Source organism: Pseudomonas fluorescens (assembly GCF_018614775.1).
GTDB classification, from domain to species: domain Bacteria; phylum Pseudomonadota; class Gammaproteobacteria; order Pseudomonadales; family Pseudomonadaceae; genus Aquipseudomonas; species Aquipseudomonas fluorescens_BY.
Map to the genome: position 1 here is coordinate 65395 of NZ_JAGGOF010000032.1, position 19534 is coordinate 84928.

Annotated in this window: 20 protein-coding genes and 1 pseudogene; 8 read left to right on the plus strand and 13 right to left on the minus strand. The window is 61.6% G+C overall.

Annotated features, from left to right (window positions below; translation table 11 throughout):
* Nucleotides 1-94: 94 nt before the first annotated feature.
* Entirely contained in the window at nucleotides 95-502 is a 408-nt protein-coding gene (locus tag J7E36_RS09235; protein ID WP_215002074.1) for a response regulator, read from the minus strand.
* A gap of 243 nt (nucleotides 503-745) precedes the next feature.
* On the opposite strand from J7E36_RS09235, the gene J7E36_RS09240 reads away from it, so the two are divergent.
* Both J7E36_RS09240 and J7E36_RS09245 read left to right on the plus strand, forming a co-directional pair.
* Complete coding sequence (locus J7E36_RS09240) at nucleotides 746-2686, plus strand: DNA topoisomerase III (RefSeq protein WP_215002076.1); 1941 nt, start codon at nucleotides 746-748, stop codon at nucleotides 2684-2686.
* 558 nt (nucleotides 2687-3244) lie between these two features.
* Nucleotides 3245-3574 (plus strand): hypothetical protein, encoded by a 330-nt coding sequence (locus J7E36_RS09245; RefSeq protein WP_215002078.1) that lies wholly within the window; start codon nucleotides 3245-3247, stop codon nucleotides 3572-3574.
* A gap of 56 nt (nucleotides 3575-3630) precedes the next feature.
* Here the strand turns inward: J7E36_RS09245 and glsB are convergent, their stop codons facing one another.
* On the minus strand, nucleotides 3631-4539 hold the full coding sequence (gene glsB, locus J7E36_RS09250; RefSeq protein ID WP_215002080.1) for a glutaminase B: 909 nt from the start codon (nucleotides 4537-4539) through the stop codon (nucleotides 3631-3633).
* A gap of 315 nt (nucleotides 4540-4854) precedes the next feature.
* Between glsB and J7E36_RS09255 the strand changes: the two genes are divergently transcribed.
* The gene (locus J7E36_RS09255; RefSeq protein WP_215002082.1) at nucleotides 4855-5049 is read left to right on the plus strand and encodes a hypothetical protein; all 195 of its coding nucleotides are present in this window, start codon (nucleotides 4855-4857) and stop codon (nucleotides 5047-5049) included.
* 9 nt (nucleotides 5050-5058) lie between these two features.
* On the opposite strand, the gene J7E36_RS09260 is transcribed toward J7E36_RS09255, so the two are convergent.
* The 9 genes from J7E36_RS09260 to J7E36_RS09300 all read right to left on the minus strand — a co-directional run bounded on the left by J7E36_RS09260 (nucleotide 5059) and on the right by J7E36_RS09300 (nucleotide 12162).
* Nucleotides 5059-6078, minus strand: coding sequence for a hypothetical protein (locus tag J7E36_RS09260; protein ID WP_215002083.1), 1020 nt, complete (start codon nucleotides 6076-6078; stop codon nucleotides 5059-5061).
* A gap of 207 nt (nucleotides 6079-6285) precedes the next feature.
* Nucleotides 6286-7086 (minus strand): DUF3618 domain-containing protein, encoded by an 801-nt coding sequence (locus J7E36_RS09265; protein WP_215002084.1) that lies wholly within the window; start codon nucleotides 7084-7086, stop codon nucleotides 6286-6288.
* The gene (locus J7E36_RS09270; protein ID WP_215002086.1) at nucleotides 7083-7514 is read right to left on the minus strand and encodes a phage holin family protein; all 432 of its coding nucleotides are present in this window, start codon (nucleotides 7512-7514) and stop codon (nucleotides 7083-7085) included. Before J7E36_RS09270 ends, J7E36_RS09265 begins: the two co-directional genes overlap by 4 nt.
* Nucleotides 7514-8167: a hypothetical protein gene (locus J7E36_RS09275; RefSeq protein WP_215002088.1), complete on the minus strand. Its 654-nt coding sequence runs from the start codon at nucleotides 8165-8167 to the stop codon at nucleotides 7514-7516. Before J7E36_RS09275 ends, J7E36_RS09270 begins: the two co-directional genes overlap by 1 nt.
* Nucleotides 8168-8438: 271 nt before the next feature.
* Nucleotides 8439-9368, minus strand: coding sequence for a ZIP family metal transporter (locus J7E36_RS09280; RefSeq protein WP_215002090.1), 930 nt, complete (start codon nucleotides 9366-9368; stop codon nucleotides 8439-8441).
* 109 nt (nucleotides 9369-9477) lie between these two features.
* Nucleotides 9478-10359: a manganese catalase family protein gene (locus J7E36_RS09285; RefSeq protein WP_215002092.1), complete on the minus strand. Its 882-nt coding sequence runs from the start codon at nucleotides 10357-10359 to the stop codon at nucleotides 9478-9480.
* 252 nt (nucleotides 10360-10611) lie between these two features.
* Nucleotides 10612-10923 carry a general stress protein gene (locus tag J7E36_RS09290; protein WP_215002134.1) on the minus strand — a complete coding sequence of 104 codons (312 nt, stop codon included), beginning with the start codon at nucleotides 10921-10923 and terminating at the stop codon, nucleotides 10612-10614.
* 441 nt (nucleotides 10924-11364) lie between these two features.
* A complete protein-coding gene (locus tag J7E36_RS09295; protein WP_215002094.1) occupies nucleotides 11365-11613 on the minus strand; it encodes a metallothionein in 249 nt (82 codons plus the stop codon).
* Between the two features lie 39 nt (nucleotides 11614-11652).
* Entirely contained in the window at nucleotides 11653-12162 is a 510-nt protein-coding gene (locus tag J7E36_RS09300) for a ferritin-like domain-containing protein (protein ID WP_215002096.1), read from the minus strand.
* A 190-nt stretch (nucleotides 12163-12352) separates the two neighbouring features.
* Here J7E36_RS09300 and J7E36_RS09305 point away from each other — a divergent pair, with 190 nt between their 5' ends.
* Entirely contained in the window at nucleotides 12353-13192 is an 840-nt protein-coding gene (locus tag J7E36_RS09305) for an NAD-dependent protein deacetylase (protein ID WP_215002097.1), read from the plus strand.
* Nucleotides 13193-13306: 114 nt separating this feature from the next.
* Here the strand turns inward: J7E36_RS09305 and J7E36_RS09310 are convergent, their stop codons facing one another.
* Nucleotides 13307-14197, minus strand: a complete 891-nt coding sequence (locus tag J7E36_RS09310) for a LysR family transcriptional regulator (protein ID WP_215002100.1) — start codon at nucleotides 14195-14197, stop codon at nucleotides 13307-13309.
* Between the two features lie 166 nt (nucleotides 14198-14363).
* Between J7E36_RS09310 and J7E36_RS09315 the strand changes: the two genes are divergently transcribed.
* The 3 genes from J7E36_RS09315 to J7E36_RS09325 are packed head-to-tail and all read left to right on the plus strand — an operon-like array spanning nucleotide 14364 to nucleotide 16956.
* A complete protein-coding gene (locus J7E36_RS09315) occupies nucleotides 14364-15062 on the plus strand; it encodes a CoA transferase subunit A (protein ID WP_215002102.1) in 699 nt (232 codons plus the stop codon).
* A 35-nt stretch (nucleotides 15063-15097) separates the two neighbouring features.
* A complete protein-coding gene (locus tag J7E36_RS09320) occupies nucleotides 15098-15763 on the plus strand; it encodes a CoA transferase subunit B (RefSeq protein ID WP_215002104.1) in 666 nt (221 codons plus the stop codon).
* Nucleotides 15764-15774: 11 nt separating this feature from the next.
* Complete coding sequence (locus J7E36_RS09325) at nucleotides 15775-16956, plus strand: acetyl-CoA C-acetyltransferase (protein ID WP_215002106.1); 1182 nt, start codon at nucleotides 15775-15777, stop codon at nucleotides 16954-16956.
* A 174-nt stretch (nucleotides 16957-17130) separates the two neighbouring features.
* Here the strand turns inward: J7E36_RS09325 and J7E36_RS09330 are convergent.
* A pseudogene (locus J7E36_RS09330) lies at nucleotides 17131-17840 on the minus strand (FadR/GntR family transcriptional regulator).
* A gap of 381 nt (nucleotides 17841-18221) precedes the next feature.
* Between J7E36_RS09330 and J7E36_RS09335 the strand changes: the two are divergent.
* Complete coding sequence (locus J7E36_RS09335) at nucleotides 18222-19526, plus strand: MFS transporter (RefSeq protein WP_435304165.1); 1305 nt, start codon at nucleotides 18222-18224, stop codon at nucleotides 19524-19526.
* Nucleotides 19527-19534 lie beyond the last annotated feature (8 nt).

Sequence of the window (19534 nt, forward strand, 5' to 3'; positions counted from 1 at the left end):
CACGCCTGTGTGAGCAAGGCTTGCCCGCGATACAGTCAACTCGGTTCCAGATGGGCCGTGTTACCTGCATCGCGGGCAAGCCTTGCTCCCACAATCAGTGCACCTGATGGTTCTTCACCGTGCTCTCCACCAGATCCAGCATTTGCCCCAGCGCCCACGGCTTGGCGATGAACGAAGCGTGGTGCTTGATGCCAGCGCTTTCCGGGGTTTCAAAGCCGGACATGATCAACAGCGGTATCTGCGGCCAGCGCTCTCCCGTGAGGTTGGCCAGGTCCGCGCCGTCCAACGTCCCGGGCATGGTGATATCGGTGAGCAACAGATCCACAAGATCGGCATTCTCTTCGAGAAAGGCCAGTGCCTCGTCGGCGTTTTCCCGGGGCTCAACGACAAACCCTTCTTCCTCGAGGATTTCACAGAGGAACTCGAGGATAGTCGGATCATCTTCAACAACGAGAATCAAACGTGTGGTCGTCTGTCCGTTGCCCTTCGGCATCGAATTCATGTAAGTGACTCTCCTGGACCTTCATAAGCTTTCTTAACGGTTGCAACCGCTCTGAAAGTTATGAGCGATGCCCTTTCGAGAAATTCATTTTGACTGCACATATAACGCCGAACGTCGCGCCCGACACCTCCATCGCAACGCAGCGCAACGTTTTATCTGTATATCCATACAGATAAAACTTGCTGCGGCGCACATCCATGACCATGCTAAGCACCAACCCACCCTGCCGAGGAACACCGCGCCATGCAGTTGTACCTGTGTGAAAAACCGTCCCAGGCCAAGGACATCGCTGCCGTACTAGGGGCCACGCGCCGTGGCGACGGTTGCTGGCTGGGCCCTGGCATCACGGTCACCTGGTGCATCGGCCACCTGCTGGAAACCGCCCCGCCCGACGCCTACGATGCGCGCTACAAGCGCTGGGTGCTGGCCGACCTGCCGATCATACCGGCGCAATGGAAAATGACCGTCAAGCCGAAGACCGCCAGCCAGTACAAGGCGGTCAAGCGCTTGCTGGGGGAAGCCACGGAACTGGTCATCGCCACCGACGCCGACCGTGAAGGCGAGATGATCGCCCGGGAGCTGGTGGAGCACTGCCGCTACCGTGGGCCTATCCAACGGCTGTGGCTGTCGGCGTTGGATGAAGCGTCGATCCGCAAGGCCCTTGCCGCCCTCAGGCCGGGGGCCGACACCTTCAACCTGTATCACTCGGCCCTGGGCCGCTCCCGGGCCGACTGGCTGATCGGCATGAACATGAGTCGCCTGTTCACCCTGTTGGGACGCCAGTCCGGTTACCAGGGCGTGCTGCCGGTGGGCCGCGTGCAGACACCGACGCTGCGCCTGGTAGTGGACCGCGACCGTAGCATCGCCGATTTCGTCCCGGTCGCCTATTGGGCCATCGACGTGCAGCTCAGCCATGAAGGCACGGCGTTCACTGCCCAGTGGCGCGCCGACCCGGACGCCTGCGACGATCAGGAGCGCTGCCTGAACCCGGTCCTGGCCCGGGACGCCGCCCAGGCCATGAGCAACGCCGCCACTGCGCGGGCGATGAAGGTGCGCACCGAGCGCCTGCGTGAAGCGGCGCCGTTGCCGTTCGACCTGGGCACCCTGCAGGAAGTCTGTTCGAAAAAACTCGGCCTGGGCGCCCAGGAGACCCTGGACATCGCCCAATCGCTCTACGAGACCTACAAGCTCATCACCTACCCCCGCAGCGATTGCGGTTTCCTGCCCTTGAGCCAGCACAGCGAGGCACCGGCGATCCTGGCCGCCCTCGCCCAGGCCGACCCGAGCCTTGCGCCCCTGCGTGAACACCTGCAGCCGCAGCGCAAATCCCGGGCCTGGAACGACGCCAAGGTCAGCGCCCACCACGGCATCATTCCCACCGCCGCCGTGAGGAACCTCGACAAACTCGCCAGCAAGCAGCGCGCCGTCTACACATTGATCCGTGCGCGCTACCTGGCGCAGTTCCTGCCCAACCACGAATACGACCGGACCCAGGCCGACTTCGACTGCGCCGGCCAGACACTGCGTGCCGTGGGCAAGCAAATCGTCGAGCCCGGCTGGAAACGCGCCTTGCCTGAAGCCTTGGCGCCGGCAAAAGGCCGTGAGGCCCCCGCGCCGCAGATGCTTCCAGCGTTGGTCGAGGGCTGTGACTGCGCCGTGGACGAGGTGAAACTCAAGGACCTGTGGACCCAACCACCCAAGCCGTTCACCGAAGGCGACCTGATCAAGGCGATGAAAAACGTCGCCAAACTGGTGCAGGACCCGCTGCTCAAACAGAAACTCAAGGACACTACCGGCATCGGCACCGAAGCGACCCGGGCCTCGATCATCCAGGGATTGCTCGACCGCGGTTACCTGGTGAAAAACGGCAAGGCCCTGTCCGCCACCCCGGCGGCGTTCAGCTTGATCGACGCCGTGCCCAGGGCCATTGCCGACCCGGGCACCACCGCCATCTGGGAACAGGCGCTGGACATGGTGCAAAGCGGTGAGATGAGCCTGGAAGAATTCGTCACCCGTCAGGCCGCCTGGATGAGCAAGCACGTCGCTCGCTGCCAGGACATGCGCCTGACCATCAGCGGCCCGGCCAGCCCAGCCGGGCGTGGCGCCACACCGTGGAAAAGCAAACGCAAGCCGGCGAAGCGCAAAGCGGCCGGAGCCCCGCGTAAAGCAGCCAAGACATCTTGAAAACCGGCACAACCTCTCGTGGCGAGGGAGCTTGCGCCCTCGCCACGGTTGTCAGCTACGCCAGGTTTTCATACCCAAACCATTTTGTCCGACAATATGTAGTGACTAAAAATAATCACTACAAAACCGTTGACGCCTCCGATTTGCCCTTGCATGATGCAGACGTCTCCCCGATCGGGAGTACAGCAACTGCTTAAGCAAGCTCGTCTGACCGCCGAGCTGTTTTTTGGATAAGGGACTGCCCACAAGGCAGATTGAAGGTGCTGACCTGGCATGACCGTCTGGTAACAACGACGAGAAACGCCGGCGAAGGTCCTCATGACGCACGTGGTCGACTCTCGAAAGTTGACACTGACTGAAGATTCTTCGCTGTTTCTCTTCGTTGTAGCGCATTTGCGTAGCAGCCCTTCGACAACACTACACAACCGATGCATGACCCCGTCGACGTTTGACGGACGAACGCTGACGACCTGGTTTCGGTACCAGATGGGCACTTACCGGATAGCGAAGTTTTGCGAACCACCAGACAGATCAACCAAATGGTCAAGGGGCTTACACATGAATCTGAATAATCAACCATCTATTGATGAACTGGCTCGCATGTTCGCAGCGCACAAAGACAGCCTGGACAGCCATATCCTGTGGATCAGCAAGAACGGCCAGGTGCACATGGACTGCCTGTCGCCTTTCGCCCACGAAGACGAGTTCGAACAGAATACGCAAGACCTGTGTGCCCGGCTGAAGATGTACCGCCGCGGCCAGGGCTACGTTGGCAAAAAGGCTGCAGCCGACAAAGACTTCATCGGCCGCGTATTGCAAACGCTGACCCAGGCCTGGCAGTCGATGCAGAACACTTCGCAGGTGCAGGTCATCGACCGCTTCTGCTGATAACCTTGAATGGAAAGGCCCGTTCCTCCACCAGGAACGGGCCTTTTTTGTAGTATCTAGAACACCGACCAGCCGATGCGCTGGCTGAGCAATTCCAGCGCCGCCATGCCGGCCAGAGAGTTGCCGGCACTGTTGAGTTCAGGTGACCAGACGCACACCGTGAACTGCCCCGGTACCACCGCGACGATGCCGCCACCCACCCCGCTCTTGCCCGGCAAGCCCACGCGATAAGCGAAGTTGCCGGCCTCGTCGTACAGTCCGCTGGTGGCCATGATGGAGTTGACCTGCTGGGTCTGCCGAGCGCTGAGGATCTGTTCGCCGCTGTGCTTGCAGAATCCGTCGTTGGCCAGGAAGCAGAACGCCCGGGCCAGGTCGATGCAGTTCATGCGCAGGGCGCAGTGGCTGAAGTAACTGCGCAACACCGCTTCCACATCGTTATGAAAGTTGCCGAAGGACTGCATCAGGTAGGCCATCGCTGCGTTACGCGCGCGGTGCTGGTACTCCGACTCGGCGACTTTGCCGTCCACCATCACCAGCGGGTTGCCCGACAGGCGCCGGACAAAATCGCGCATCGACAACGCCGGGGCGGCGAAGCGTGACTGGTTGATGTCGCAGATCACCAGGGCGCCGGCGTTGATGAACGGGTTGCGCGGCCTACCCCGTTCAAACTCCAACTGCACGAGGGAATTGAAGGGCTGGCCGGACGGCTCATGGCCCAACCGCTCCCAGATGGCCTCTCCGGAATGCTCGATGGCCTGCACCAGGCTGAATACCTTGGAAATACTCTGCACCGAAAACGGCGTTTCGGCGTCGCCGGCGCAGTACATCTCGCCGTCGTTGCTATACACGGCAATGCCCAATTGATTGGGCGCCACGGTGCCCAGGGCCGGAATGTAATCGGCGACCTTGCCCTGACCGATCAGGGGGCGAACCGCATCGAGGATCTCGTTCAACAGTGCTTGCATAGGCGCAGGGTCCAGTCATTCCCCGTTCGAGTGCGGGGATACAGACGCTAGACGCTGGCGGACTGAGCCAGAGCACACTGATGCATCAAACTAAACCGGATGATGTTGGGAGCACGGTCTGTAGGAGCAAAGCTTGCTCGCGATCCTGGCACTTTCCGGAGTCCTGAAAAGACCGCTGCGCCTGTATCGCGGGCAAGCCTTGCTCCCACAGATCCCACAGTCCACACAGACACAGGTCAGCAGATGAGAACCGGTCAAACACGTCACCCGGTTGAGCGGTCTATAGTTCAAGGGCTCGAAAACAGGAGGTACAGGATGCGCCAGATCATGCACAAAGAACCCTGGTGGGCCTCGCCGCCCAGGCCCGGGCAGGATGAAAGCGAGCTGGAATGGGGCTGGCTGGTAATCTACAGCGAAGGCGAGCCGCGCTTCGAGTTTGTCAAGGAACGCCCGTCCGACGAACAGATCCGCCAGCGCAAGGGCTGCCGCGTGACACTCGGCTCGGAATGAGTTCGCCGGTCATGGCTGGATGTCCGGCAACACCAGTGCCCGATTGGCCAGCTCCGTTTCCACCAGATTGCCTTCGATTTCCTCATCCAGGTAGTACACCGGGGCCATCACCCCGCTGAGTGGATGCTTCAGCGACTTGAACCAGGCCTCGTCGAAAGCGGCGCTCAAGCTTTTGCGGATCTGCGCTTCCATTTCCGGCCGCTCGCCTTCGTGGATGATCGCCCGAATACCTGCCACGCCTACGGAAATCAACGCGCCCGCGGCTTTCCCGGCCACGGCCGCTGCCGCGCTGGTCGCCCCGCGCGTGGCGAACTCTGCTTCAATTTTTTCACTGGTGCGCTGTGCCACCGTGGCGATTACCGCCTCCGATGGACCTGAACCGGTGGCGGCAGCCTTGTTGACGTGATCAATCAGCGCGGCGTAGGCCGGCAATGTATTCAACGGTTCAGTGTGGACCATCTCGTACAACGAAGCGTTGCGCGCCGCCGGCGGGCCCAGGTTGATGGCCGTGATGCCATGCAGGCGCCGGTTCATCCACTGGGCCGGGACCTGATTGCGCTGGGCTATCACCTGGACCTGCTGATTGAGCAGGCGCAGGTAATAATCCGTCGCGCTGGCCCTGATCGCTTCAGGATCGATCTCCACCGCCACCGGTTCCAGAACCCGCGCGCGGTACTGCTCTTGCAGATAGACCGCCAGGCGCCTGGCTGAGGAATCGTCCTCGCCCTGGGCACTGGCGGAGTACCAGGTCACCTTGACCGCCAGCCATTCCTGGGTCCAATAACTGCTGAACCAGGGAATGAACTCGGCCTCGGTCCGCTCGTACACCAGCACCCGCCAATGCTCCATCGACCCGCGGGCATAAAGGCCGGCCTGTTCGATAGCGCTTTTCGACGCGGCGATGATCTGGCGGTCGACCTGTCGCCAGGTGTCCCGGGAGATTGCCGTCGTGGCTGCCGGTTGACCGCGCTGCGGCGTGGCGCACCCCGCCAGAACGAGCAAAACGGCCAGCATCAGCGAACGCAACACGGTCGCACCACCCCGGTATCAGGTCATCCACGGGGTTGAGTATAGGTCGGGGGGAGCCGTCGCCGGACCGAAACGCATGAATCCAAAAGTGTGGGAGCGAGCCTGCTCGCGATAGCAGTGGATCAGTCAACGCTGTATCGACTGACCCTCCGCTATCGCGAGCAGGCTCGCTCCCACAGGGTCTTGGGTGACCGATGATTCGCCGGTCTACGAAGTCCCAAGCCCACTCGACAAGTCCGTACCGGACGGCGCCTGGGCGCGCGGCGATGTCTCATCGCGATGCTCGGTGGTCTTGCTCACCGTATCGCGCATTGTGGCGTAGCCCTCCTTCGCGGTTTGCTTGACCTTGTCGGCCAGGTCGGCGCTGGTCTTGCCCATCACCCGCTGCTCGGTGGAGGACGTGGGCAATGCCGCACCGAGCATCGCACCCAAGGCGATACCTGCGGCGGCCATCATCAACGGCTGCTCCTTGAGCAGGCGGCTGAACTGGTCCCCCAGGTCGTGGCTGCCATGGGCCATGCGTTCGCCCGCCTGGTGCGCGCTGCGCTTGGCCTGATGAGCGCTGGAGCCGAGGTCGTCAGCCAGGTGCGACGCCTTGTCCTTGAGGTGGTTGAAGCCCTCGCGCAGCGAATCAGTGGTGCCGTGCAAGCGCTCCTTGGCACTGTTCAGGCCATCGCTGAGGCCTTCGCTCCAGCCGCCGGAATCCTGGTCGGGCCCGACCCGATAACCGACCTGCGGCGGACGATTCTGGCCGAGCATCAGCCAGCACAAACCCACCGTGGTCAGCACCGCCGGCACCGGGTTGTTGCGCACGCTGGTGCCCAGGTTGGTGAAAAACGCCGAGCCATTGCCCTTGGCAATCGTCAACGCCTGATCGAGCATTTGCCCCGGGGTGAACTTGCTGCCCAAGGCGTCGACGATGTGGCTGATATGCGCCCGCTGCGCGTCGATCTCGCGTTCGATGGTTTCCGGACTCTTCTGGGCTTCAGTAGCGAATTCATCCTTCATGAGACTTTCCTCCGCAGGGCTTCCTGGTCTTTGTTCAGCGCATCGAGCGTACGGTCAGGCTTGAAGTGCGACGGTTCGAATTGCTTCTTGCCCGATTGCACCATGACAAACCCGATGATCATGACCACGACACCAACAATCAGCGCGGCCAGCCAAGGCTGCATTACCGTGCTGAGGCCGTAGACCACCGCCATCAACAGAATGATGAAACCGGCCAGCAGGACGATCGCGCCACCGGCCACGGCGGCAATGCCTGCCTTCAGGGTGGCGAGGCTGGCCTGCAGTTCGGCCTTGGCCAACGCCAGTTCCTTGGTAAACAGCGACGGGACTTCGTGGGTCAGCTGTTTCAGCAAGCCCACCACCGAAGCATCGTTATCGGGCAGCGGCGCTGCGTGGGGGCGCTGAAAATCCGTGTCTTGTCGGTTCATTACAATTCTCCTCTGGGGTTGGCCGAGCCGGGCAGCGAGCCGCTGGCGGCGTCACTGGGGTGGTCCTGCACGCTGGGCGATGCCGGCGTAATACCAGTGGCCAGGCCGCTGGCGGTACTGGCGCCCGGGCCGATGGGATCGGCGGGCGCGTCGAAGGGTTCACGACCAGCGAAGCCTCCGTGCGGCGGATTCGAATGGCCGGCCGCCGGATCCTCGACGTCGGCGGCGACCGGGGAGCTGCCGGCTTTCAGGAAACGCGAGAGACCGAAACCCACCGCCACGCTGCCAGCCAGGAACAGGCCAGGGTTTTCCCGCGCCAATCGGGTACCGTCGTGGAGCATCTGCTCGGCGCTCATGTTGCGCAGCTTGCCAGCCAAACCGCTCATCGAATCCGCCATGTCCGCCAGGTAATGGGACAAGCCAAGGGTGTCGTTGGCCTCGATCTCCGACATGGCTGACTTGGCGCCGCGAGCCAGTGCATCGATCTGATCCGCCGCTGTGTCACGGTACTGGCCGAAATGTGCATCGGCCTGTTCGCGAGCGCTGCCGATGGCCTCGTTGACGTCCTCCTTGATGTGGTTCAGGTGATCCTCGGGCCGGGTGTGGCCCGAAGTGCCGCTTTGTCGTTCGGGGTTGCTGTCCGGGATAGTCATGTCTTTCCACGCCTGTGTAATGAAAACTCAAATCGTGGCGACCACTGAAGTGATGCCCGATTACGTGCCTTTCAGTACAAGTGACGGGGTGCGACGGAGGGTAGTTCCAACGGTTTTTGGCATTGCGCGCTGTGCGGTAGCGGTCGCCGCTTGCAGGTTCGCGCAGGCAAAAAAACGGGCGCAGGCGCATCCGCCAGGCCCGATTTTCCATGCTGTGCGTGGCGAGGGAGTTTGTTCCCTCGCCACGGTTGATAAACGGCCCTCGAGCGCCTCAGCCCAACGCCGTATCGAGAAACATCATCACCGCAAACCCCATCATCAGGCCCAGGGTGGCCGGGGTTTCATGACCGTTGCGGTGAGTCTCGGGAATCACCTCATGGGACACCACGAAGATCATCGCCCCCGCCGCCAGCCCCAGGCTGATGGGGTACGCGACGGCCACACCGGACGATATGCCCAGGCCGATCACCGAGCCCAGCGGCTCCATCAGCCCCGAGCCCACCGCTATTAAGGCGGCACGCAAGGTACTGATGCCGGTCACCCGCAGCGCCATGGCAATGGCCAGGCCTTCGGGGATGTCCTGGATGGCGATGGCGGTGGTCAAAGGCAGGCCGACCTTGAAATCACCGTCGGCAAAACTGACGCCGATGGCCATGCCTTCCGGCAGGTTGTGCAGCGTGATCGCAAGCACGAACAGCCAGACGCGGTTGATGCGCTCGGCCTGGGGCCCCCGTCGGCCGCTCAACTCATGCTCGTGGGGCACGAACCGGTCGAGACCGACCATCAGCGCGACCCCCAGCCCCAGCCCGATCACCACGACAAACGCGGCAAGCAGCTGATTGCCACAAATGACCTGGGCAGCCGCGATGCCCGGCAGGATCAATGAGAACGAACTGGCGGCAAGCATCATGCCCGCGGCAAACCCCAGCATGATGTCCTGGGTGCGTGAGGAGATGTCCCGCATCACCACGGCCATCACGGCGCCCAAGGCGGTGGCGGCGAAACCGGAGGTACCACCCAACACCGCGTAGCCGAGGTTCTGGCGATTCGCGCCGACCAAGGCGTTGTAGCCGCTGTAGAGCAATAGCGCAGTGACGACTGCCAGCGCCAGCCAGAAACTCACCCCGAGCAACAGGTTGTTTTGCAGCGGGTCCAGCCAGGTGCGCCAGGGTGAGCGGATCCGCGAGGTGGGCTGGTCCATCGAATGTCCTTACTGGTCTTAGCCACGCCATACCGGACCGCTCGCACAATAGCGGGAGCGATCCGGTGTAATTTTTCAGGTGAGGGAGCCCTGCCCCCTCGCCAGTTTTTTACAGCTTGTCAGCTTGCAGTCCCGAACCCAAGTCCGCGCCCGTGGTGGGGTCGCTTTCCGGGTTGGACATCGTCCGCGCCTTCATGTCCATCAGCAACGCTTCGTCCTTTTTGCTCAACTGCACGCTGGCCGTACCGTCGCCGCCATCCACTGCCGGCGTCGGGTTCTCGACAAACTCCCATTCGTCACCCTGGTTCCATGGTCCGCGCACGCTGGGTTCGCCCTGGGACATATTGAAGTACACATTGGTGAACTCGGGCATGCCCGGCAGCTTCCCTTGTGGGAAATTCGGCTGGATGGAATGCAGGGCCTTTTCGAACGACATCTGGTGAGCAATTTCGCGGGTCATCAAAAAGCCCAGCGCTTCTTTGACGCCTGGATCGTCGGTAACGTTCATCAGTCGCTCGTAGACAATTTTCGCCCGGGCCTCGGCCGCGATGTTGGAGCGCATGTCCGCGGTCGGCTCGCCAATGGTGTCGATATACGCAGCGGTCCACGGCACCCCGGCCGAGTTGGTCAGCGGTGAACCGGCGCCGTACAGCAGGCTGGTGATGTGGGAGTCGTTACCGGCGCCGTTGATGTCCCGATACAGCTGGCCTTCCTTCTCCACGCCCTCGGCCATCTGGCCCTTGGCGCCTTTGTTCAGCATCACGATGATCGAACCGATTACCTCCAGGTGGCTGAGCTCTTCGGTGGCGATGTCCATCAGCAGGTCCTTGCGGCCTGGATCATCCTCGGACAACGCTTGGGTGAAATAGCGCGAGGCCGCTGCCAATTCACCCTGGGCACCGCCGAATTGTTCAAGCAGCAGGTTGGCAAGCCCTGGATTAGGTTCAGCAACACGCACGGTGTACTGCAATCGTTTGTTATGTAGAAACATGATTGAACTCCTCGATCAAGCACAAAACTTGACGGCACTGCCGAACAGCAGTCCATATAAGTCTCTGAAAAAACCAAATGAATAAAATTTGTTTTTTATTCAACAAACAAGACGAACGGCCATTCAAGCAGTCTGCTCAAGTGGCAGTAATTAAATCAATTGAAGCGATTGTCTTGTTGCAACCCTCACGGCGCAGTCATTGACCGGTACAGGCCCCGTGCCAGGGCACAGGGCCTGTCACGTCAGCGGAGCTTACGAATTCCGACCACCGCCACGGCTGTTTTCGCCGCCTTTCTTACCCGCCTCGGAAGCCTTCTCCCGGTCATTGGCGAAGTTGCCCCCTGAGGCTTGACCGCCTTTACGACCGGCCTCGGATGCGCGTTCCGGGTCGTTGGCAAAGTTGCCACCAGACGCCTGCCCGCCTTTGCGGCCGGCCTCGGAGGCGCGTTCTGGATCATTGGCGAAATTGCCACCTGACGCTTGGCCGCCTTTCTTGCCGGCTTCCGATGCCTTGTCACGATCGTTAGCGAAATTGCCAGGGTTGTTATTACCTGTGTTAGCCATTTCATTCACCTCGTTAGTTACGTAACGAGCCCACTTGGCTCGTACTATTCGGAAAATTCCACGCCGTAAAGGTTTTAATAAAAACCGCCAGCGGCGACGAACGGTCAATACCCTCCTATTATTTAAAATATGAAACCGGGTTCATATAAAAATGAACGATCAACCAAGCGGCGGACGATAAACAAATTCAACGTAGCAATGAACATTCAACACCGAAAGTTCCATCACCCGCCCTAAAAACAGTGCGTGTCTTTCCACGCCGTCCGCCAAAGGCCCGGCGGCGCCGGCACCCCATTGCACCGGTCTCGTCGCCTAAGCCTCGCGCCGTTCCAGGAAGCCAAAACTCGCGGGCTGCCGGCGTTATCCTGCACCACCGCACTGACCGGCTTGCGGTGTCCGGGTCACCTGTTGCCGTCACCCGGATCTAGAATGCGGGCATGTTCAGGGAGAAATGGGATCACTCGCCGGAAAGGTTTCCTCCAGCGCACCGTCCAGCTGATTGTTGGTGATGCTCCGGTCACCGACTTTGCCACTGCGCTCGCAATGGCAACCGGAGGCCGGGCAAGACTCACCGTTTGGGTGTTGCTCGGCACACGCCTGGCTGCAGTAGGCGTCACCGTCATGATTGAACACCCGCTGCGGATCGACGTCGCAATGACAATCGGGGCAACCGCACTTCAATTCACTCATGTCTTTTTCTCCCGTCGTGATGGGCCGAAATGCCGATGTTCAGCGTTTGGCTTCGGTATGCGGGTTCTCCGAACGCTCGAGGAACGCCTGGGTGATCTGCGGAAGGTGCTCGCGCAACCAATCGGCCATGGCGATCTCCTGCGGCAGGATCTGTTCGCAGGCCCGCTGTGTTTCCACATCACCGGCCACTTTTGCCGCTTCGATCAACACCGTGTAGGAAGCAATTTCAAGGTTCTCGAACACGTAGCCGCTCATGGCGCCCTTGACCACTTCATCGCTCATGGTCATGCCGCCCACCGCCTGACCGAAGGCCATGAGCTTGGCGGCCATGTCCTTGAGCATCGAGGTGCTGCCCCCCAGGCGTTGGATGCAGCCTTCCACCAGCTTCTGTTGGCCGAGGGTTTCCTGAAGGTGCTCCTCGATCCGTGCCTTGAGCACCGGATAATGCTCCAGGCGTTCGGCCTGGGCCTTGAGCATCTTCTCTGCTTGCTGCTCCATGGCGTGGGCATCGTTAAGCCAGTCCAGCAGGTTCTCTTTAGGCGTTGCCATCGTTTTCTCCTTACCCTGGATCGCCACAGTTTGCGGCGAGTGTTGTGAAGTAGCGCACATAGGAGTGGAGGTCGCGGGCGCGGGTAAAGTTTGACCAAACCCTCACACAGGGCGACGAAAGGCACTGCGGCCGTTTCTTCGCTCAATCCGGATGCTAACCTCAACGCTCCAGGCCAGCGGAGAAAGACCCATGCCCGACGACTGTTACCGTGAATCCCTTGACCTGTTGCTGGCGTACATGACGGGACGGCGTTTCCTCGTGCTCACCGGTGCGGGCATCAGCACGCCGTCAGGCATTCCCGACTACCGCGACAGCGAGGGGGTGCGACGAGGCCGGCAGCCGATGATGTACCAGGAGTTTCTCGCCAAGCCCGAGGCGCGACGGCGCTACTGGGCACGGGCGATGCTCGGCTGGCCACGGGTGCGGCAGGCCAGGCCGAACGTGGCCCACGAAGCCTTGGCCGAGTTGCAGGCGCAACAGCGCATCACGGCGCTGATCACCCAGAACGTCGACACACTGCATGATCAGGCCGGCAGCCGGGACGTCATCGAACTCCACGGCAGCCTGCACCGCGTGCTGTGCCTGGACTGCGGTCAGCGTTGCGACCGGCAGCAGATTCAATGGCAGATGGAAGCTGGAAACCCGTACCTGGCGGGCGTCGACGCCGTGCAGGCGCCCGACGGCGATACGCTGTTGGACCCGGCCTTCGAGGCCCGCTTCCAGGTGCCCCACTGCCCCCATTGCAATGGCGACCGATTGAAACCCGACGTGGTCTTTTTCGGCGAAAACGTTGCCGCCGTCACCGCAGCCCGCGCGACGCAGGCGGTCGAGGCAGCGGACGGCTTGCTGGTGGTGGGCTCGTCACTGATGGCCTACTCGGCGTTTCGCCTGTGCCGCGCCATCAAGGACCAAGGCAAACCGCTGGTGGCGATCAACCGGGGCAAGACCCGGGCCGATGAGTTGCTCGATCTGAAACTGCAAGAACCCTGCGAGGTGTTGTTGCCGTTGTTGGGGCAGTACCCGTTCTAATCCACACCAATCCCTGTGGGGGCATGCTCGCGAAGGCGGTGGTTCAGCCAGCATTGACGTCGACTGACACGACGTCTTCGCGGGCAAGCCCGCTCCCACAAGGGGGATTTGTGGTTACCGTGCGCCCAGCTCCTGTTCCTTGAACGTATCGAACAACGCCTGCGCCGCCGCCGACAGTTCATACCCCGGCTTGGTCAGCACGCCGATGGACCGCTCGATCACCGGGTCGCTCAAGGTGATGCAGCGGGCGCCCAGTTCGTGCATCTGGCCGACACACAACGCCGGCACCGCGCTCACCCCCAGGCCACTGGCGACCATCCGCCCGACCGTCGCCAGTTGATGACTCTCGAACTCCACGGGCAGTTTCATGCCCCGGGCCTGCAAGTGCTCTTCCAGCATTACCCGGACGGTGGATGGCCGTTGCAACGTGATGAACGGCTGGCCGAGCAAGGTTTTCCAATCGACTTCGCGGCGTTGGGCCAAGGGTGAGTCCTGCGGCACCACCGCGACGAAGCGGTCGAGGTACAACGGTGTGAAGGTCAGTGACGTCCCCTGCAACGGCTCGAACGCCACGCCCAATTCGACATGACGATCACGCACCATTTCCAGCACCTGTTCATTGATCACGTCGTTGACCGTGACGTTGACATTCGGGTAGCGGGCGCGGAAGGTCTTGAGTATCGGCGGCAGCAGATTACCGGCAAACGATGGCATCGCTGCCAGCGTCACCCGGCCACGCTGCAAGGTGAAGCGCTGACGCATTTCATCCTCGGCATTGTCCCAGTCGGCAATCAGCCGTCGCGCCAGCGGCACCAGGGATTCACCTTCGGGGGTCAATGCGACGTTGCGGGTAGTGCGGCTGAACAGGCGCCCGCCCAGGCCCTCTTCCAAGGCCTTGATCGTCAGGCTCAGGGCTGACTGAGATAGGTGCAAGCGCTCGCATGCCACGGCGAAGCTCAGGCTCTGGGCCACGGCGAGGAAGGCGCGGATCTGCTTGAGGGTCATGGTCGCTATGCTCCCAGCGGTGAGCGGCAAGTTTCGAGCCGCGAGAGGTGGGCGGCGATTGTTGAGATTTATCAATCAATCCAAGCTAAAAATCAACTTAACAAATATATGACTTGGCGCAACACTGCAGTTCATTGCGACCCCATCAAGAATAAAAGAGGTGTCTATGGCAGGTTTCGACAAACGCGTGAGCTCCTATGAGCAAGCGCTGGAAGGCTTGAAGGACGGCATGACCGTTATTGCCGGCGGCTTCGGCCTCTGCGGGATCCCGGAAAACCTGATCGCCGAGATCAAGCGCAAGGGCATCCGCGACCTCACCGTGGTCTCCAACAACTGCGGCGTCGACGGTTTCGGCCTCGGTGTGCTGCTGGAAGACCGGCAGATCCGCAAGGTGATTGCCTCCTACGTAGGCGAAAACGCCCTGTTCGAGCAGCAACTGCTCAGCGGCGAAATCGAAGTCCAACTCACCCCCCAAGGCACTCTCGCCGAAAAGATGCGCGCCGGTGGCGCAGGTATCCCGGCCTTCTTCACCGCCACCGGCGTCGGCACGCCCGTGGCCGAAGGCAAGGAAGTGCGTGAATTCCATGGCCGCCCCTACCTGATGGAAGAATCCATCACCGGCGACTTCGCCATTGTCAAAGGCTGGAAAGCCGACCATTTCGGCAACGTGGTCTACCGCCACACCGCGCAGAACTTCAATCCGCTGGCCGCCACGGCTGGCAGGATCACCGTGGTGGAAGTCGAGGAAATCGTCGAACCCGGCGAGCTGGACCCGACGCAGATCCATACCCCCGGCATCTACGTCGACCGGGTCATTTGCGGCACGTTCGAAAAGCGCATCGAACAGCGCACCGTGCGTAAGTGATCCCCTGCCCCCGGCCCGAATGAAGGAATAACACCATGGCACTTTCCCGCGAACAAATGGCTCAACGCGTCGCCCGCGAAATGCAGGACGGCTTCTACGTGAACCTGGGCATCGGCATTCCCACCCTGGTCGCCAACTACATCCCCGAAGGCATGGAAGTCATGCTGCAATCGGAAAACGGCCTGCTCGGCATGGGCGCGTTCCCCACTGAAGCCGAAGTCGATGCCGACATGATCAACGCCGGCAAGCAGACCGTCACGGCCCGCATCGGCGCGTCGATCTTCTCTTCGGCCGAATCGTTTGCGATGATCCGCGGCGGCCACATCGACCTGACCGTACTCGGCGCGTTCGAGGTGGACGTCGAAGGCAACATTGCCTCGTGGATGATCCCCGGCAAACTGGTCAAGGGCATGGGCGGCGCGATGGACCTGGTGGCTGGCGCCGAGAACATCATCGTCACCATGACCCACGCGTCCAAGGACGGCGAGTCGAAACTGCTGCCCCGTTGCAGCCTGCCGCTGACCGGTGCCGGCTGCATCAAGCGCGTACTGACCGACCTTGCCTACCTGGAAATCCAGGACGGCGCCTTCATTCTGAAAGAACGTGCCCCCGGCGTCAGCGTCGAGGAAATCGTCGCCAAGACCGCCGGCAAGTTGATCGTGCCGGACCACGTCCCTGAAATGCAATTCGCTGCCCAGTGAGGAGAGATTCGATGCAAGAAGTCGTGATTGTCGCCGCTACCCGTACCGCCATCGGCAGTTTCCAGGGGGCGCTGGCTTCCATTCCCGCCCCGGAACTCGGTGCGGCGGTGATTCGTCGGCTGTTGGAGCAGACCGGTCTTGCGGGCGACCAGGTGGACGAAGTGATCCTCGGCCAGGTGCTGACCGCAGGTTCCGGGCAGAACCCGGCGCGCCAGGCGTCGATCCTCGCCGGCCTGCCCCACGCAGTGCCAGCGCTGACCCTGAACAAGGTCTGCGGCTCGGGGCTCAAGGCCTTGCACCTCGGTGCCCAGGCGATCCGCTGCGGTGACGCCGAGGTCATCATCGCTGGTGGCATGGAGAACATGAGCCTGGCGCCCTACGTGCTGCCGGCCGCCCGCACCGGCCTGCGCATGGGCCATGCAAAGATGATCGACAGCATGATCACCGACGGTTTGTGGGATGCCTTCAACGATTACCACATGGGTATCACCGCCGAGAACCTGGTGGACAAGTACGGCATCAGCCGCGAGGAGCAGGACGCCTTCGCCGCTGCGTCCCAGCAGAAAGCCGTCGCCGCGATTGAGGGTGGTCGGTTCGCTGACGAGATCACGCCGGTCCTGATTCCCCAGCGCAAGGGCGATCCGGTGGCGTTCGCGACCGACGAACAGCCACGCGCCGGCACCACCGCCGAATCCCTGGGCAAGCTCAAGCCGGCCTTCAAGAAGGACGGCAGCGTCACCGCCGGCAATGCCTCGTCGCTCAATGACGGCGCTGCGGCGGTGCTGCTGATGAGTGCGGCAAAAGCCAAGGCCCTGGGTTTGCCGGTCCTGGCGAAGATCAGCGCCTATGCCAACGCCGGCGTTGACCCGGCAATCATGGGCATCGGCCCGGTCTCGGCCACCCGCCGCTGCCTGGACAAAGCCGGCTGGTCGCTGGAGCAACTGGACCTGATTGAAGCCAACGAGGCCTTCGCGGCCCAGTCGCTGGCCGTGGCCCGCGAACTGGAATGGGACATGGACAAGGTCAACGTCAACGGCGGCGCCATCGCCCTGGGCCACCCCATCGGCGCATCGGGGTGCCGGGTACTGGTATCGCTGCTGCACGAAATGATCAAGCGCGACGCCAAAAAAGGCCTCGCAACCTTGTGCATCGGCGGCGGCCAGGGCGTGGCATTGGCGCTGGAACGGGCGTAGTCGGTAACGGGTTCAACGGTGGCTGCGGGGACCCACGAACATCCTCACAGCCATTGGCAACAACACCGGCGCCACCTCGGTTGCGCCGGTTTTTTTTTGCCTGGAAAAAGCCCCTCCACTCCCTGTGGGAGCGGGCTTGCTCGCGAAAGCGGTGGGTCAGCCAACAATGGGCTATCAGGCCCCCACCCCAAACCGGTCGCGGCTGTTGGTCAGGTGCAGCCACATGGCCGCGCGGGCGGCGTCCGGGTCCTGGCGTTTGATGGCGTTGAAGATTGCTTCGTGTTCAAGGCTCGCCAATTGCGCCACTTGCTCAGGTCGGCCTGGCCGCGCTCGATCACATTGACCCGGGTCCTGGGGATCATCGCACTGCCCAGATGCTGCATGATCTCGACAAAGCAGGTGTTGTCCGTGGCCTCAGCGATCAGCAGATGGAAACGTCGATCGGCTTCGACGCAGCTGTCGTTGTTGCTGGACAGCCGCTGGTAATCATCCAGCGCCTGGCGCATCTGTTGCAGCTGGCCTTCGCTACGGCGTTGGGCGGCCAAGGCGGCTGCCTGGGTTTCCAGGCCCAGGCGCAGTTCCAATATGCCGCGCACACCGGCTGCCGTGTCGACATTGAGCCGCAAACCCGGCTCGCCAGTCTGCTCCAGCACAAACGTGCCGATGCCATGGCGGGTTTCCACCAGCCCCGAGGCCTGCAACTTGGAAATCGCCTCACGCACTACCGTGCGACTGACGCCATGCTCCAGCACGATCGCCCCTTCGGACGGTAACTTCGCCCCCGGCTTCAACTGCCCCAGCAAGATGCGCTGGCTCAACTTCGCCACCAGGTCATGGGCCAGGTTGTGGGTACGCTTGCGCAGGGGCGCTTCGGTGTCGTGCATCGCCAGGGTTCCTCGAAAACAGGCTGACTGATCCTACCATCTGTGGGACTTGGGAGTGATCACCGCCTCGCCCCCAACTTGTATGACAACACACCAAAAAAGCTGGAATTCATCAGGGCATCAACCCTTGGACGGATCCCTCCACGGGGTTGTTCCTTCCTCATGCCCGCCTCCCCAGATCCATACTATCCAACGAATACGGCACAAAAAGGCACTAACGCCAATCCAAACATCATCAAAAAACATCTTGTCATTGAAAAAAATCAAGTTGTATGATGTCTATCAACATCGGCACCTGCACGATGCCCCGCATAAAAATAACGAGTGGGAGAAAAACCAGTGAACACAACCATCCCCCAGGCAGATGCCGGCGCGGATCCCGTGCTGCTCTCGGCCATCGCCAAGGTCAAGCGCCACATCCTGCCGCTGTTCGTCATCATGTTTATCGTCAACTACATCGACCGGGTGAACATCGGTTTCGTGCGCGCTCACATGGAGCACGACCTGGGCATCGGCGCGGCCGCCTACGGCTTTGGCGCCGGCCTGTTCTTCATCGGTTACGCGCTGTTCGAAGTGCCTTCCAACATCCTGTTGCAACGAATCGGCGCCCGCATCTGGCTGACCCGCATCATGCTCACCTGGGGCCTGGTGGCCGCCGGCATGGCGTTCATCCAGAACGAAACCCACTTCTACATCCTGCGCTTTCTGCTGGGCGTGGCCGAAGCCGGTTTCTTCCCCGGGGTGATCTACTACTTCACCCGTTGGCTGCCAGGCGCTGAACGCGGCAAGGCCATCGCCATCTTCCTCAGCGGCTCGGCCATTGCGTCGCTGATTTCCGGCCCGCTGTCGGGGTTGCTCCTGCAAATCAACGGCCTGGGCCTGCACGGCTGGCAGTGGATGTACTTCATCGAAGGGATGTTCTCGGTCGGCCTGTGCGTCTTCGTCTGGTTCTGGCTGGACTCCAAGCCCCACGACGCCAAATGGCTGAGCCGCGAGGAACAGGACGCACTGGTGCAAACCATCGATGATGAACAACGGGCCCGCGAAGCCGCCACGCCGATCAAGTTGTCCATTGGCAAGTTGCTCAAGGATCGCCAGATCATCCTGTTTTGCCTGATCTATTTCTTCATCCAACTGACGATTTACGCCGCGACATTCTGGCTGCCGAGCATCATCAAGAAGATGGGTGACCTCAGCGACATCCAGGTCGGTTTGTTCAACTCGATCCCCTGGTTGCTGTCGATTGTCGGCATGTACGCCTTCGCCTCGCTGTCGGCCAAATGGAAATTCCAGCAAGCCTGGGTGGCCGCCGCGCTGTTGATCGCCGCCGCCGGGATGTTCATGTCCACCACCGGCGGACCAATCTTCGCCTTCGTCGCCATCTGCTTCGCGGCCTTGGGCTTCAAGTCGGCTTCGTCGCTGTTCTGGCCGATTCCCCAGGCGTACCTGGACGCACGGATCGCCGCCGGGGTGATCGCGCTGATCAACTCCGTGGGCAATCTTGGCGGGTTCGTCGCGCCGACCACGTTCGGCCTGCTGGAGGAGCACACCGGTTCGATCCAGGGCGGCCTCTATGGCCTGGCGGCCACCTCGATCATTGCCGCGATCATCGTCTTCGCCGCCCGCAATACGCCCAAGCCCAAGTCGGCAACGACGCCGGCCAACCCGGCCGCGAGCCATGCCTGATCATTCGA

Coding starts and splice junctions, on each gene's coding strand:
- J7E36_RS09235 (WP_215002074.1), bottom strand. CDS start 502: ATGAATTCGATGCCGAAGGGCAACGGACAGACGACCACACGTTTGATT.
- J7E36_RS09310 (WP_215002100.1), bottom strand. CDS start 14,197: ATGACCCTCAAGCAGATCCGCGCCTTCCTCGCCGTGGCCCAGAGCCTG.
- glsB (WP_215002080.1), bottom strand. CDS start 4,539: ATGCAAGCACTGTTGAACGAGATCCTCGATGCGGTTCGCCCCCTGATC.
- J7E36_RS09270 (WP_215002086.1), bottom strand. CDS start 7,514: ATGAACCGACAAGACACGGATTTTCAGCGCCCCCACGCAGCGCCGCTG.
- J7E36_RS09240 (WP_215002076.1), top strand. CDS start 746: ATGCAGTTGTACCTGTGTGAAAAACCGTCCCAGGCCAAGGACATCGCT.
- J7E36_RS09315 (WP_215002102.1), top strand. CDS start 14,364: ATGGCAGGTTTCGACAAACGCGTGAGCTCCTATGAGCAAGCGCTGGAA.
- J7E36_RS09325 (WP_215002106.1), top strand. CDS start 15,775: ATGCAAGAAGTCGTGATTGTCGCCGCTACCCGTACCGCCATCGGCAGT.
- J7E36_RS09275 (WP_215002088.1), bottom strand. CDS start 8,167: ATGACTATCCCGGACAGCAACCCCGAACGACAAAGCGGCACTTCGGGC.
- J7E36_RS09295 (WP_215002094.1), bottom strand. CDS start 11,613: ATGAGTGAATTGAAGTGCGGTTGCCCCGATTGTCATTGCGACGTCGAT.
- J7E36_RS09245 (WP_215002078.1), top strand. CDS start 3,245: ATGAATCTGAATAATCAACCATCTATTGATGAACTGGCTCGCATGTTC.
- J7E36_RS09300 (WP_215002096.1), bottom strand. CDS start 12,162: ATGGCAACGCCTAAAGAGAACCTGCTGGACTGGCTTAACGATGCCCAC.
- J7E36_RS09255 (WP_215002082.1), top strand. CDS start 4,855: ATGCGCCAGATCATGCACAAAGAACCCTGGTGGGCCTCGCCGCCCAGG.
- J7E36_RS09265 (WP_215002084.1), bottom strand. CDS start 7,086: ATGAAGGATGAATTCGCTACTGAAGCCCAGAAGAGTCCGGAAACCATC.
- J7E36_RS09305 (WP_215002097.1), top strand. CDS start 12,353: ATGCCCGACGACTGTTACCGTGAATCCCTTGACCTGTTGCTGGCGTAC.
- J7E36_RS09290 (WP_215002134.1), bottom strand. CDS start 10,923: ATGGCTAACACAGGTAATAACAACCCTGGCAATTTCGCTAACGATCGT.
- J7E36_RS09320 (WP_215002104.1), top strand. CDS start 15,098: ATGGCACTTTCCCGCGAACAAATGGCTCAACGCGTCGCCCGCGAAATG.
- J7E36_RS09285 (WP_215002092.1), bottom strand. CDS start 10,359: ATGTTTCTACATAACAAACGATTGCAGTACACCGTGCGTGTTGCTGAA.
- J7E36_RS09280 (WP_215002090.1), bottom strand. CDS start 9,368: ATGGACCAGCCCACCTCGCGGATCCGCTCACCCTGGCGCACCTGGCTG.